The sequence below is a fragment of the Rhizobium sp. Leaf306 genome (assembly GCF_001423425.1).
In the GTDB taxonomy this organism is placed as follows: Bacteria; Pseudomonadota; Alphaproteobacteria; order Rhizobiales; family Rhizobiaceae; genus Neorhizobium; species Neorhizobium soli.
Genome location: NZ_LMNX01000006.1, coordinates 144,605 through 158,295 on the forward strand (window position 1 = coordinate 144,605; position 13,691 = coordinate 158,295).

At 61.4% G+C, this 13,691-nt stretch carries 10 protein-coding genes; 6 read left to right on the forward strand and 4 right to left on the reverse strand.

Annotated elements, in window-relative coordinates; all coding sequences use genetic code 11:
• Nucleotides 1-122: 122 nt before the first annotated feature.
• From hslV to ASG19_RS22310, 5 genes are all read left to right on the forward strand, one after another.
• Nucleotides 123-650 (forward strand): ATP-dependent protease subunit HslV, encoded by a 528-nt coding sequence (hslV, locus tag ASG19_RS22290; protein ID WP_062463013.1) that lies wholly within the window; start codon nucleotides 123-125, stop codon nucleotides 648-650.
• Between the two features lie 74 nt (nucleotides 651-724).
• Nucleotides 725-2,032: an ATP-dependent protease ATPase subunit HslU gene (hslU, locus tag ASG19_RS22295; protein ID WP_062463016.1), complete on the forward strand. Its 1,308-nt coding sequence runs from the start codon at nucleotides 725-727 to the stop codon at nucleotides 2,030-2,032.
• Nucleotides 2,033-2,231: 199 nt separating this feature from the next.
• Nucleotides 2,232-3,167: a DUF1402 family protein gene (locus ASG19_RS22300; RefSeq protein ID WP_062463019.1), complete on the forward strand. Its 936-nt coding sequence runs from the start codon at nucleotides 2,232-2,234 to the stop codon at nucleotides 3,165-3,167.
• A gap of 43 nt (nucleotides 3,168-3,210) precedes the next feature.
• Nucleotides 3,211-4,614 (forward strand): cytochrome P450, encoded by a 1,404-nt coding sequence (locus tag ASG19_RS22305; protein WP_062463022.1) that lies wholly within the window; start codon nucleotides 3,211-3,213, stop codon nucleotides 4,612-4,614.
• A 124-nt stretch (nucleotides 4,615-4,738) separates the two neighbouring features.
• Nucleotides 4,739-6,913: a malate synthase G gene (locus ASG19_RS22310; RefSeq protein WP_062463076.1), complete on the forward strand. Its 2,175-nt coding sequence runs from the start codon at nucleotides 4,739-4,741 to the stop codon at nucleotides 6,911-6,913.
• Nucleotides 6,914-6,988: 75 nt separating this feature from the next.
• On the opposite strand, the gene ASG19_RS22315 is transcribed toward ASG19_RS22310, so the two are convergent.
• On the reverse strand, nucleotides 6,989-7,672 hold the full coding sequence (locus ASG19_RS22315; protein ID WP_062463025.1) for a L,D-transpeptidase: 684 nt from the start codon (nucleotides 7,670-7,672) through the stop codon (nucleotides 6,989-6,991).
• Between the two features lie 188 nt (nucleotides 7,673-7,860).
• Between ASG19_RS22315 and ASG19_RS22320 the strand changes: the two genes are divergently transcribed.
• Entirely contained in the window at nucleotides 7,861-8,349 is a 489-nt protein-coding gene (locus ASG19_RS22320) for an MmcB family DNA repair protein (RefSeq protein WP_062463029.1), read from the forward strand.
• Between the two features lie 10 nt (nucleotides 8,350-8,359).
• On the opposite strand, the gene ASG19_RS22325 is transcribed toward ASG19_RS22320, so the two are convergent.
• The 3 genes from ASG19_RS22325 to hrpB form a co-directional block, all read right to left on the reverse strand.
• Complete coding sequence (locus tag ASG19_RS22325; protein WP_174197349.1) at nucleotides 8,360-8,914, reverse strand: ActR/PrrA/RegA family redox response regulator transcription factor; 555 nt, start codon at nucleotides 8,912-8,914, stop codon at nucleotides 8,360-8,362.
• A gap of 88 nt (nucleotides 8,915-9,002) precedes the next feature.
• Nucleotides 9,003-10,328: an ActS/PrrB/RegB family redox-sensitive histidine kinase gene (locus tag ASG19_RS22330; protein ID WP_062463079.1), complete on the reverse strand. Its 1,326-nt coding sequence runs from the start codon at nucleotides 10,326-10,328 to the stop codon at nucleotides 9,003-9,005.
• Nucleotides 10,329-10,454: 126 nt separating this feature from the next.
• On the reverse strand, nucleotides 10,455-12,953 hold the full coding sequence (hrpB, locus tag ASG19_RS22335; RefSeq protein ID WP_062463035.1) for an ATP-dependent helicase HrpB: 2,499 nt from the start codon (nucleotides 12,951-12,953) through the stop codon (nucleotides 10,455-10,457).
• Nucleotides 12,954-13,691: the final 738 nt, after the last annotated feature.

A 13,691-nucleotide genomic window follows, 5' to 3' on the forward strand; every position in this document is an offset into this window, starting at 1 on the left:
GCCGTTTCGGCAAGATTGTATTCGGCGGATGCCCACTTACATAGGGCTCAACGGAGCCGCCATGAACGTCGCTGGGGCTCGCAATCGAAGGCGCCCTCCAGGGGCTTTTAGAGGTAGATGAAATGACAACGATTATTACGGTCCGAAAGGGCGGCAAGGTGGTGATGGCCGGTGACGGTCAGGTGAGCCTCGGCCAGACGGTGATGAAGGGCAATGCCCGCAAGGTGCGCCGCATCGGCAAGACCGGTGACGTGATCGCCGGTTTCGCTGGCGCCACTGCCGATGCCTTCACGCTTCTCGACCGCCTCGAAAAGAAGCTCGAGCAGTATCCCGGCCAGCTGATGCGCGCCGCCGTCGAACTTGCCAAGGACTGGCGCACCGACAAGTATCTGCGCAATCTCGAAGCGATGATGCTGGTTGCCGACAAGTCGATTACGCTCGCCGTCACCGGCAACGGCGATGTGCTGGAGCCCGAACACGGCACGATCGCCATCGGCTCTGGCGGAAACTATGCCTATGCCGCTGCCCGCGCACTGATGGACACGGACATGTCGGCCGAAGAGGTTGCCCGCAAGGGGCTCGATATCGCGGCCGATATCTGCGTCTACACCAATCACAATCTCGTCGTCGAAACGCTCGACGCCGAATAACGCCATCCTAGCCAGAGGATCTCTCACGGGCCGGGCCTGACAGGACGGTTGACGAGGGACGCCAAGAGGAACTCATGACCAATTTTTCTCCCCGGGAAATCGTTTCCGAGCTCGATCGCCACATCATCGGCCAGCACGACGCCAAGCGCGCCGTTGCCATTGCGCTTCGAAACCGCTGGCGCCGTCACCAGCTAGATGAGAGCCTGCGCGACGAAGTCATGCCAAAGAACATCCTGATGATCGGGCCGACCGGCGTCGGCAAGACGGAGATCTCCCGTCGCCTGGCAAAGCTTGCCGGCGCTCCCTTCATCAAGGTGGAAGCTACCAAGTTCACCGAGGTCGGCTATGTCGGACGTGACGTCGAACAGATCATCCGCGATCTCGTGGAGATCGGCATCGGCCTGATCCGTGAGAAAAAACGCACCGAAGTGCAGGCGAAGGCGCAGGCAAGTGCCGAGGAGCGCGTGCTCGATGCGCTCGTTGGATCGACGGCCTCTCCTGCCACCCGCGACAGTTTCCGCAAGCGCCTGCGCAGCGGAGAGCTTGACGACAAGGAAATCGAGATCGAGGTGGCCGACACCAGCTCGGGCATGCCCGGCTTTGACATTCCCGGCATGCCGGGCGGCAATATCGGCGTTCTCAACCTCTCCGACATGTTCGGCAAGGCGATGGGTGGGCGCACCAAGAAGGTGAAAACCACCGTTGCCAAGTCCTACGGCGAACTGGTGCGCGACGAATCCGACAAGCTGATCGACAACGAGGTGATTCAGCGCGAAGCGGTGCGTTCGGTCGAGAATGATGGCATCGTGTTCCTCGACGAGATCGACAAGATCGCTGCCCGCGACGGCGGCATGGGTGCCGGTGTTTCACGTGAAGGCGTGCAGCGCGACCTGTTGCCGCTCGTCGAAGGCACCACGGTCTCGACCAAATACGGACCGGTAAAGACCGATCATATCCTGTTCATCGCCTCCGGTGCCTTCCATGTGTCGAAGCCATCGGACCTTTTGCCGGAACTGCAGGGCCGCCTGCCGATCCGCGTCGAGCTGAAGCCGCTGACCAAGGAAGACTTCCGCCGCATCCTGACAGAAACCGAGGCAAGCCTGATCCGGCAGTACAAGGCCTTGATGGGCACGGAAGATCTGACGCTCGACTTTACCGATGACGCGCTCGACGCGCTGGCCGATGTCGCGGTGCATCTCAACTCCACCGTCGAGAATATCGGTGCCCGCCGCTTGCAGACGGTGATGGAGCGCGTGCTGGACGAGATTTCGTTCACCGCGCCCGATCAGGGCGGCACGGCGATCACGATCGATGCCGAATATGTCCGCAAGCATGTCGGCGATCTCGCAAACGATACCGACCTGTCGCGTTACATCCTCTGACCTTGAATTCGTGGCAGCCGGGCAACGTCCGGCTGCTGCTCGCCTTGGCAGTGACGCTATTTTGAATGCCACTCTCTCGACATTACAGCATCTCTTCACGTAAGGGTGACGCGCTTTCGTGATGCGCCGTTCTCCACCGCCTGACTGTTTCGGCGTCTGGAGCGTTATCGGTGCAGACCGTAATTGGGACACGACAATTTTGAAACGCCTCCTGCTTGCATTTCTGATGACCGTCGCATGGACGGCCGCTTCCACGACCTACGCGGCCGCGGTGACCATCGTGCCGGAAGGCAACCGCAATACGGTGCAGCCGAAAGTGCCGGGTGCCTCCGTGCGCCGAACCCGCGCCGGCCGCACCACGTTCGACGACAAGTATGAAAAGATCCGCGATCTGCTCGCAACCGACAAGAAACTGATCGGCAAGATCAGATCTGCGGCAGCGGCCTACGGCTTCGATCCGATCCATATCGTCGGCGCGATCGTTGGTGAGCACACCTACAATGTCGATGCCTATGACCGGTTGCAGACCTATTACATCAAGGCCGCCGCCTATGCCGGCAACAGTTTCCGCTTCGGCTACGACGACGAATCGATCAAGGATTTTCTCGACCGCCCGCAATTTGCAAAATGCAGCACGGGGCTCGACTCCTACCGTCTCTGGACCTGCCGGGAAAATGTCTGGGAAGACGCTTTCCGGGGACGCAAGGTCGATGGCAAGGCGTTTCCGGACAATCGTTTCAGCGCGGTCTTCTTCCAGCCCTTCTATGCCGGCCAGACCTTCGGCCTCGGCCAGCTCAATCCGCTGACGGCGATGATGTTTTCAGACACCGTCGCCCGCGTTTCCGGTTACCCGAAGCTGGACGAGAACAAGGCATCGGAAGTCTATGACGCGATCATGGACCCGGACAAATCGCTCGCCTACATGGCGGCGAACATCCGCCGTTCGATCGACGACTACAAGACGATTGCGAATGTCGATATCTCCCGCAATCCCGGCATCACAGCCACTCTCTATAACACCGGCGGCTCGGCACAACGGGCGGCAGCCTTGAGGGCGCGCGGCGGTTTGCCGGAAGAGAATTATTACGGCTGGCTGGTCAACGACAAGATCGCCGAGTTGAAATCGCTCTTCTGAGTTCTGATATGTTCTTCATCTCTTAAAGATGAGGACCCTTCATATGGACATGCGCCCCGAACCTTTCGTGCCACCGGCACCGGAGCCGCGCACCGTCCCGCCGTCGCGGCTGGAAGTCATCCGCACCGTGATGCGCAATCCGCTCGAACTGTGGGGAAAGCCGTCCTACACGCTTCCCTGGATCGAGACGAAGTTCCTCAAGGAACGCACCCTCATCGTCAACGATCCGGGCCTTATCCGGCACATTCTTGTCGATAATTCCGCCAATTACGAGATGTCGGAGATCCGTCAGCTCATCCTGCGGCCGATCCTGCGTGACGGATTGCTGACGGCGGAAGGGCCCGTGTGGAAGCGCTCGCGCAAGGCGATGGCACCGGTGTTCACGCCGCGCCACTCCCGCGGTTTTGCCGGCCAGATGCTGGCGAAGTCGGAGGAGTATGTCGAGAAGTATGCGGCCGACCATCCTTCGGGCGCGGTCCACGACATCTCGGTCGACATGACGGAACTTGCGTTCGCCATCCTTTCCGAGACACTGTTTTCCGGCGAGATCGTCACCGAGAGCGAGAAATTTTCCGATGACGTCGACAGCCTGCTGCATCGCATGGGCCGTGTCGATCCGATGGATCTTCTGCGCGCCCCTCCTTGGGTACCGCGCGTGACGCGGATCGGTGGCCAGCGCGTGCTGGACAAGTTCCGCAAGGTCGTCGCCGATACCATGATCCAGCGCCAGAAGCGGATCCGCGAGACGCCGGATGCCGTACCGCAGGATTTTCTAACATTGCTGCTGCAGCTCGAAGGGCCCGACGGCCTGACGATGGCCGAAATCGAAGACAATATCCTGACCTTCATCGGCGCCGGCCACGAAACGACGGCGAGGGCGCTCGCCTGGACGCTGTATTGCGTCGGCCAGTCGCCGCATGTGCGCGATGCGATGGAAACGGAGATCGATCAGGTCTTGAGCGAAGGGGCCGAACCGGTCGACTGGCTGGAGAGAATGCCCTGGGTGAGAGCCGCTTTCGAGGAAGCGCTGCGGCTCTATCCGCCGGCGCCCTCCATCAACCGCGCGGCAATCCGTGGCGATCGCTGGACCAGCCCGACGGGCGAGACCGTGACCATCGATGCGGGCGTGACGGTTCTCGTCATGCCATGGACACTGCATCGGCATGAACTCTATTGGGAAAAGCCGCGTGCTTTCATGCCGGAACGCTTCCTTCCGGAAAACCGCGGCAATATCAATCGCTTCCAGTACCTGCCGTTTGGGGCGGGGCCGCGCACTTGTATCGGTGCGGTCTTTGCCATGCAGGAGGCGGTGATCGCGCTTGCCGTGCTGATGAAGCGCTACCGGTTCGATGTGGTTCCGGGCACCAAGGTCTGGCCCGTCCAGAAACTGACCACTCAGCCGCAGGACGGAATACCCATGAAGGTGGTCCGTCGGCGCTCCACGTGAAACACCTCTTGTAGGCGGTCCATATCGGCCAATGATTTCCTGGTCGATGGCATCGTCGGCGATTGACAGACAGGGTCTTGCGGGCAATCTGCATGTCACCAAAAAATCATACGGGAGGCGCGGCATGACTCGCATCGAAAAAAACGGACTGCAGATCGATCAGAAGCTGCACGACTTTCTGGTTACGGAAGCGCTTCCCGAGACCGGTATTGATGCCGACCATTTCTTCGCCGAGTTTTCCGCGATCGTTCACGACCTTGCGCCGAAGAACCGGGCGCTTCTGTCCAGGCGCGATGCGTTTCAGCTCGAGATCGACGAGTGGTACCGCAAGCACGGTGCACCGAACGACCTGGCTGCCTACGAGGAATTCCTGCGCGAGATCGGCTATCTTCTTCCCGAAGGACCCGATTTCCGGGTCTCGACGGAAAACGTCGATCCGGAAATTGCCGGCATCGCCGGCCCGCAGCTCGTCGTCCCCGTGATGAATGCACGCTATGCACTAAACGCCGCCAATGCCCGCTGGGGTTCGCTCTATGATGCGCTTTATGGCACGGACGCCATCCCGGAAGCCAATGGTGCCGATAAGGGCAAGGGCTACAATCCGGTCCGCGGCAAACAGGTGATTGCCTGGGTGCGCGACTTCCTCGATCAGTCGGCCCCGCTTTCCGGTGCCAGCTGGAAGGATGCAGCCTCCTTCAAGGTGGAAGATGCCGCCCTGTTCGTGACGCTGTCGAACGGCGAAGTGACAGGCCTGACCGATCCGACGCAGTTTGCCGGCTATCTGGGCGAACCGAACCGGATCCTGCTTGTGCGCAACAACCTGCATGTCGAAATCGTCATCGATCCGGCAACCGCGATCGGCAAGGACGATCCGGCCCATATTTCCGATGTGCGAATCGAATCCGCGATCACTACGATCATGGACTGCGAGGATTCCGTCGCCGCGGTCGACGCTGAGGACAAGGTCGCCGTCTATCGCAACTGGCTCGGCCTGATGAAGGGCGATCTCGCGGAAGAGGTTGCCAAGGGCGGCAAGAGCTTCCTGCGCACGCTCAACCCGGATTTCGACTATACGGCGCCTGATGGCTCGACCGTCGAGGTCAAAGCCCGCTCGCTGATGCTGATCCGCAATGTCGGCCACCTCATGACCAACCCGGCCATTCTCGATCGCGACGGCCATGAAGTGCCCGAAGGCATCATGGATGCTGTCGTAACCGCCCTGATCGCCATTCACGACATCGGTCGCAAGGATGGCGGGATCACCGGCCGCCGCAAGAATTCGAAGCTCGGTTCCATGTATGTGGTCAAGCCGAAGATGCATGGGCCGGAAGAAGTGGCCTTCGCAGCCGAGATCTTCACGCGCGTCGAACAGGCGCTCGGCCTTGCCGACAATGCCATGAAGATGGGCATCATGGACGAAGAGCGCCGCACCACGATCAACCTCAAGGAAGCGATCCGCGCCGCAAAGGAGCGCGTCGTGTTTATCAACACCGGCTTCCTCGACCGCACCGGCGACGAGATCCATACCTCGATGGAAGCCGGCCCGATGATCCGCAAGGGCGACATGAAGCAGGCAGCCTGGATTGCGGCCTATGAGAACTGGAATGTCGATATCGGCCTCGCCTGCGGCCTGTCTGGCCATGCCCAGATCGGCAAGGGCATGTGGGCCATGCCGGATCTGATGGCGGCGATGCTGGAGCAGAAGATCGGTCACCCGAAAGCGGGCGCGAACACCGCCTGGGTGCCGTCGCCGACGGCGGCGACCCTGCATGCCACGCATTATCACAAGGTCGATGTCGCCGAGGTCCAGAACGCGCTGAAGACCCGCACCCGTGCAAAACTCTCCGATATCCTGTCGGTGCCAGTCGCCTCGCGGCCGAATTGGACGCCGGAAGAAATCCAGCACGAACTCGACAACAACGCGCAGGGCATTCTCGGCTACGTCGTGCGCTGGATCGACCAGGGCGTCGGCTGCTCCAAGGTGCCCGATATCAACGACATCGCGCTGATGGAAGACCGGGCGACCCTGCGCATCTCGTCACAGCATATGGCCAACTGGCTGCACCACAAGCTCGTCACCGAAGAGCAGATCGTCGAGACGCTGAAGCGGATGGCGGCTGTGGTCGATGGCCAGAACGAAGGCGATCCACTATATACGCCGATGGCAGCTAACTTCGAAGCCTCGGTCGCCTTTCAGGCAGCGCTCGAACTGGTGCTCAAGGGTCGCGAACAGCCGAACGGCTATACCGAACCGGTCCTGCATCGCCGCCGGCTGGAACTCAAGGCAAAGGCCGGTTAATCCGGCCCGTCGCCCAGACACAAAAAAGCCGCCGGGAAATCCTCGGCGGCTTTTGCATTTGCAGGCGTTGAACCGTTACTGGATCACGACGACCTTGGTGTTGCGGCCCGGACGGACGCGGCTGTAGAGGTCGATCACGTCCTGGTTCATCAGACGGATGCAGCCCGACGAAGCGGCGGTGCCGATCGAGGCCCATTCCGGCGTGCCGTGCAGGCGAAACAGCGTGTCCTGGCCTTTTTCGTTGAACAGGTACATGGCGCGTGCACCAAGCGGATTCGACAGACCGGGGCCCATGCCGTTTTCGACATAACGGGCGATGTCCGGCTTGCGCACTGCCATTTCCTTCGGCGGATGCCAGTTCGGCCATTCCTGCTTCCAGGCAACATAGGCTGTGCCCGACCATGCGAAGCCTTGCTTTCCGACGCCGATACCATAGCGCATCGCACGACCACCCGGCAGGATGAAATAGAGATGACGTTCGCGGGTATTGACGATGACCGTGCCCGGGCGTTCGTTCGTCTCGTAATTGACGACCTGGCGAACGAACTGAGGCTTCACCCGGTTGATCGGGATCGCCGGCAGGGTGTAACCTGCATCGGTGATCGACCCATACGAATCGGTAAAGATCTGCGCCGTCTCGATACGGACCGGAGCATCGGCCTGGGCGACCGTCCGGGGTGTGTCGGACGTGGTGGAGCAGCCGGTCAGGGCAGAGGTTGCCAACAGGCCGAATGCGAGCATGCTGTTGCGAAAGCGCATGGATGTCTCTTGATGTACGAATCGATTGAAATGGGCGCTCAGGCGCCTTCGGACCCGTTATTTTCCATAGCGCAGCGCTTGGCAAGCGATAGCAGTGAGCCAGGGGATCGCGCTTCCACGAATGCAAAAGGCAATGTCCTTTTTGCAACATCCGTAACCCCCCGGAGGGGCTGTGACAGGTCAAGTGCATGACGATATTGAACATTGCCAATAATAACCCGCTGGTCGACGGCCGTCAGTCGTCGCGGGCCATGATGGTCCGCCGCGGCATGCAGATCCTGCTCCATGACATGCGGCACGCCATTCTTCCGGAAATGGCGCTTTCCAATGGTCGCCGCGCCGATCTGATAACGGTGTCGGAGAAGGGCGAGATCTGGATCATCGAGATCAAGACGTCCATCGAGGACTTCCGGGTGGATCGCAAATGGCCTGATTACCGTGCCTCCTGCGACCGGCTGTTCTTCGCCACCCACAAGGATGTTCCGCTCGATATCTTCCCGGAGGATTGCGGCCTGTTCCTGTCCGATGGCTACGGCGCGCACCAGATGCGCGAGGCACCGGAACACAGACTGGCGCCGGCATCGCGCAAATCGATCATGCTGAATTTCTCCCGCCTCGCCGCGCGAAGGCTGATGCTGGCCGAATGGGCGACCGGCAAAAGCTTCGACGACATCTGACCGGCGAGACTTACTTCGGTGCGCGCTTGGCAAGGATCCGCTGCAGCGTACGCCGGTGCATGTTCAGCCGCCTTGCGGTTTCCGAAACATTGCGCTCGCAGGCCTCGTAGACGCGCTGGATATGTTCCCAGCGCACCCGATCGGCAGACATCGGGTTCTCGGGCACATCCGCCTTTTCGCCCGGGCGCTGCATCAAGGCGTTGAACACATCGTCCGCATCCGCAGGCTTGGACAGATAGTCGAGCGCTCCAAGCTTAACAGCCGTCACCGCGGTCGCGATATTGCCGTAGCCGGTCAGCACCACGATCTTGGTGTCCGAACCGGACTTCTGGATGGCTTCGATCACATCGAGACCGTTGCCGTCACCCAGCCGCAAATCGACCACGGCATATTTCGGCGGCCGGGCTTCGGCCTTGGCGATCCCTTCGGCGACCGATTCCGCTGCATCCACGATAAAGCCGCGGCTTTCCATGGCGCGCGCCAGACGCCGCAGGAACGGACCGTCGTCATCGACGAGAAGCAGGAACGGATCGTCTCCGAGCTGAGCATCGTCGAGGGCGGGCATGTTTTCAGAATTCGTATCCATCGTCTGTCTCCACGGACAACGGTCCGTTGCTGCACTTCAATATGGGTCGCGTTGGCAAAGCGGCCACTCATTTTATCGCCGGCCGGTCCATCAGGCTGCGCGGCCATTCGATCCGGATCCGGGCGCCTGCCTTGCCGGCATCGCGGTTGCCGAACTTGAGCGATGCCCCCGATCGCTCCAGCAGCGTCTTGGCGATGAAGAGCCCGAGCCCGAGCCCACCCGCGCTTTCGTCTTCGCGAGACCGCGTGGTCATATAGGGCTCGCCGATATGGGCGAGTATATCCGGCGCATAACCGGGACCATCATCCTCGATCGTGATGGCAACCCGCGAAGCCGTGTGTTCGGTGGTCACCGTGACCTTCTCTCTGGCATAATCGACGGCATTCTCGACGAGGTTGCCGAGACCATAGAGAATTGCCGGGTTGCGATTGCCGACCGGCTCGCCGGCAATGTCGCTATTTTCGACGAGTTCCACATCGATGCCGAATTGCCGATGCGGCGCAATCACTTCCTCGATTAGCGACGACAGCGGCAGACGGCGCATATGCTCCTCGCTCTCGGTCGACAGCGATGTCAGCCGGCGCAGGATATCGCGGCAGCGCTCGCTCTGGCTGCGCAGCAAAAGCACGTCCTCGCGAAACCGGTCGTCTTCGCGCAGGTCGCGCAGCATTTCCTTGGCAACGACGCTGATCGTGGCAAGCGGCGTTCCAAGCTCGTGCGCGGCCGCTGCCGCCAGTCCGTCGAGCTGCGAGAGGTGCTTTTCCCGCTCCAGCACCAGTTCGGTCGCGGCCAGCGCATCCGCCAGCAGCGCCGCCTCGCTCGACACCCGGTAGGCATAAAAGGCCGCAAACATCATCATCGAGGCGATCGCGCACCAGACGCCAATCTGCATCACCGGCTGCGTCTCCAGCGTCTGGCCCGCATACCAGGGCACGTCGAACGGCGAAAAGGCGATGGTGGTGGTGCAGATCAGGGCAAACACGATCAGCATGATCGAATGGCGCAAGGGTTGCGACGCAAATGAAATGATCACCGGCACGCAGATCAGCGGCGCAAAGGGATTGGCAAGGCCACCGGTGATAAACAGGAGCGAGGCCATCTGCAGAAGATCGAAGCCCAGAAGCGCAATGACGGACCGCGGTCCGAGCCGATGCGTCGCGGGAAACCAAGCAGACAGAGTGAGGTTTGCCACGGCAAGCGCCGCGATCAGGATTGCGGCCTCCATCAGGGGCAGCGGGAACTGCAGCACGAAGGCGACAATCACCACCGTTGCCGTCTGTCCGGCAACCGCAAGCCAGCGCAGCCGCACCAGCGTCTGCAGGCGCATCCGCCGGCTGGATCGGCTGCGCACCGCATCGGAAAGGGCGATGACGCCGCTTTCGCTGGTCGCCATCTCGTCGCCGGACATGTCTCTGGTCGCCATCTCTTCTATGTCCCGCTTTCCGCTTCGACTGTCACGACGCTTTTCATAGCGCGCCGCACCTCTTGGTCGCAGGCGGCATTCTGTCACGTCTGCCTATCATGTCCGGCGCGGTTTCGCCCGCGCCGTCGGCAGAGCCTCTGCCGGATCTTCCGGCCACGGATGTTTCGGATAGCGTCCGCGCATGTCGGCGCGCACATCCTTCCACGATCCTGACCAGAAACCGGGCAGGTCTCTTGTCGTCTGGATCGGCCGGTGCGCCGGCGATGTCAGTTCGAGCAGCAGCGGCAGGCGCCCGCCGGCCACGGCCGGATGGGTCTTCAGTCCGAACAGTTCCTGAACCCGGATCGACAGGGTCGGCTCGTCTCCATAATAGCGGATCGGATGACGCTGCCCGGTCGGCGCTTCGAAATGCGTCGGCGCCAAGCGGCCGAGCTCCTGCAGGATGTCGTAGGGAACAAGCGAGCGCAGCCCGTCCGAAAGACTGCCGGGCTGGATCGTATCGATGCCGGAGGCCTGTCCCTGAAACGGAACGAACCACTCGGCAAGCCGATCGAGCAGTGCCGCGTCATCCATATCAGGCCAGGGTGCTCCGATCGTCCGGTAAAGAAAGCCCAGCCTCTCGCGCAGCTGCGCGCCGTCCTTGGAAAACGGCAGGACCTGAAGCCCAAGCTCCCGCACACCCTCGGCAAGTGCCAAGGCAGCGGCTTCGCCCGTTTTGCGGGGCAGGGGCTTTTCCTCGAACACGATGGCGCCAAGCCGCGTCACCTTGCGGGCCCGCAGCTTCAGGCTCTGGCGGTCGAACACCGTCTCGTCCTGGCGCACGATCAGATCGTCGAGCTCGGCCTCGATCTCGGCACGACTGGTTTCGGCCGCCGCAAGGATCCGCGCCTTGACGGCCCGCCCGGAAAGATCGGCAATGACAAGCATCGTTGCACCCGCAAGCCGCTCGGTTTCCGGCAGTTCCGCCCCCCGGCCGTTTGCCATCACGAACCGCCCGCGCCCGCCGCGCTGGATCGCCACCCGGTCCGGATAGGCATGCAGCAGAAGCTGGCCGGCTGTTGCTGGCAAACCGGGTTGCGTCTTGCGGGGCAGGCCTGAGGCGATCCGCTCCGCAAGCCGCCTTGCGGCGTCGGCACGCTCACCTTTCTCATTGCGGAACCGTCTCAGTCTTTCATCGAGGTCCACATCCGATCCGCCAAGCCCCTGTTCGGTCAGGAGCACTGCCAGCAGGCAAGCCTGACGGCCATGGCCGTCGTCTGCCGCCGAAATCGTCATCGCCGCAAGCCGCGGCGGCAGCGCCATGTCGCGCATGGTCTTGCCGCGCGCTGTCAGCCGACCCTGCTCATCGAAGGCCCCGAGCTGGGTGAGAAGGCTTTTCGCTTCCTTGAAGGCGGCCGCAGGCGGCGGATCGAGAAACGCCAGCGATGCCGGATCCTCCACGCCCCAATGGGCAAGGTCGAGGACGAGGCTAGAGAGATCGCTCGCAAGGATCTGCGGTGGCGTGAATGCCGGCAGGGCCGCCGTCTGGCCGGGATGCCACAGACGAATGGCGATACCCGGTTCGGTTCGCCCGGCGCGTCCGGCCCGCTGATCCGCCGAGGCGCGCGAAGCCCGCACGGTTTCCAGTCTGGTAATGCCGGTCGAGGGCTCGAACACCGGCAGCCGCTGCAAACCGCTGTCGATCACGAGGCGCACCCCGTCGATGGTGATCGAGGTCTCGGCGATCGAGGTCGCGAGCACGATCTTGCGCTGTCCGGCAGGGCAGGGCCGGATCGCCAGATCCTGATCGCGCTGAGAAAGATTGCCGTAGAGCGGCACGACCAGCGTTTCCGGGCCGAAACGACCCTGCAGCCGCTCAGCCGTGCGCAGGATTTCCCCTTGGCCCGGCAGAAAGACAAGGATGGAGCCGGTTTCCGATCGGTGCGCTTCAATGATCGCGCGCGAGACCTTATCCTCGATCCGCTCGCCCGCCGGCCTGTCTTGATGGCGGATCTCGATCGGGTGGCCTCGTCCCTCGCTGACTATAACGGGCGGATCGGAAAGCAGCCCGGCGACCCGCTCGACATCGAGCGTCGCCGACATCACGAGGATGCGAAGGTCTTCCCGCAGCGCCGATTGGACATCGAGCGCAAGCGCCAGCCCGAAATCCGCATCGAGCGAGCGTTCGTGGAATTCGTCGAAGATGACAGCGGAGACGCCAGCAAGTTCGGGATCGTCGAGGACCATGCGTGCAAACACGCCTTCGGTGACTACCTCGATCCGGGTTGCCGAAGACACCCGGTTGTCGAGCCGCATCCGGTAACCGACGCGACCGCCCACCTCTTCTCTTATAAGAGACGCCATGCGTGCTGCTGCGGCGCGCGCCGCAAGCCGCCGCGGTTCAAGCAGGATGATCTTGCCCCCGCACCACGGTTCAAAGAGAAGTACCAGCGGAACCAGTGTCGTCTTGCCGGCGCCGGGTGGCGCGGAGATGACGGCCCGGTTGCCGTTGCTGAGCGCCGACAGGATCTGAGGAAGCACATCCGAGACCGGAAGCTTCGGCAGTCCCGCGATGAGGGCCGCACCTGACGATGCAGAAGGTAATGACGCAGACATTCCTGAACTCGCTTTTGACCGCTCTCTATATAGAGACAGATACGCGCCACGAAAGCGGACGCTTAGCCTGCGAAGCCCCTATAGGCACCAGAGGCGGCCGGGCCGGGCCGGACCTCTTCTAGCTACCCGTCCTTAAGAATGGATAGCCCCTTCGACAAAGACAGGCCATCGAGGAAGCGTTGCCTTCTTTGTCATCACTGCCCAAATTCTAAGCCGTATCAGAGGCTTCCGCTGACTTGTGAAAGAAAAATGACATTTTTGAAAAACCCCTGTTGACTTGTTCTGGGCCTCGGATCTATAACCCGCTCACTGAACGAGGGCGGCGGCGCTGCTAGCGACGGACTTCTTCGTTTCGGTGAAAACCTAAAAAGATTGGCAGATGCTGATTGGGGCCGGGTTACGGTTTGGCTCTTGGNGGATCTATAACCCGCTCACTGAACGAGGGCGGCGGCGCTGCTAGCGACGGACTTCTTCGTTTCGGTGAAAACCTAAAAAGATTGGCAGATGCTGATTGGGGCCGGGTTRCGGTTTGGCTCTTGGGTTTTTGACGTTTTAGCCTTTTGAGGTGGGAATGTCGGTTCTTTGACAATTGAATATGAGAAGAAAGAGAAACGTGGTCGGCGGTCTCGCARGATGGACTTAGGTTCATCTGTTAGAAGACAAATGACGGTCACGTTTTGATATGAGAACACCAGATTGGTTTTCGCAGTGATGCGGGAATTAATCGAGAGAGTTCTC

Coding starts and splice junctions, on each gene's coding strand:
- hslV (WP_062463013.1), top strand. CDS start 123: ATGACAACGATTATTACGGTCCGAAAGGGCGGCAAGGTGGTGATGGCC.
- hslU (WP_062463016.1), top strand. CDS start 725: ATGACCAATTTTTCTCCCCGGGAAATCGTTTCCGAGCTCGATCGCCAC.
- ASG19_RS22305 (WP_062463022.1), top strand. CDS start 3,211: ATGGACATGCGCCCCGAACCTTTCGTGCCACCGGCACCGGAGCCGCGC.
- ASG19_RS22310 (WP_062463076.1), top strand. CDS start 4,739: ATGACTCGCATCGAAAAAAACGGACTGCAGATCGATCAGAAGCTGCAC.
- ASG19_RS22315 (WP_062463025.1), bottom strand. CDS start 7,672: ATGCGCTTTCGCAACAGCATGCTCGCATTCGGCCTGTTGGCAACCTCT.
- ASG19_RS22320 (WP_062463029.1), top strand. CDS start 7,861: ATGACGATATTGAACATTGCCAATAATAACCCGCTGGTCGACGGCCGT.
- ASG19_RS22325 (WP_174197349.1), bottom strand. CDS start 8,914: ATGCCCGCCCTCGACGATGCTCAGCTCGGAGACGATCCGTTCCTGCTT.
- ASG19_RS22330 (WP_062463079.1), bottom strand. CDS start 10,328: ATGGCGACCAGCGAAAGCGGCGTCATCGCCCTTTCCGATGCGGTGCGC.
- hrpB (WP_062463035.1), bottom strand. CDS start 12,953: ATGTCTGCGTCATTACCTTCTGCATCGTCAGGTGCGGCCCTCATCGCG.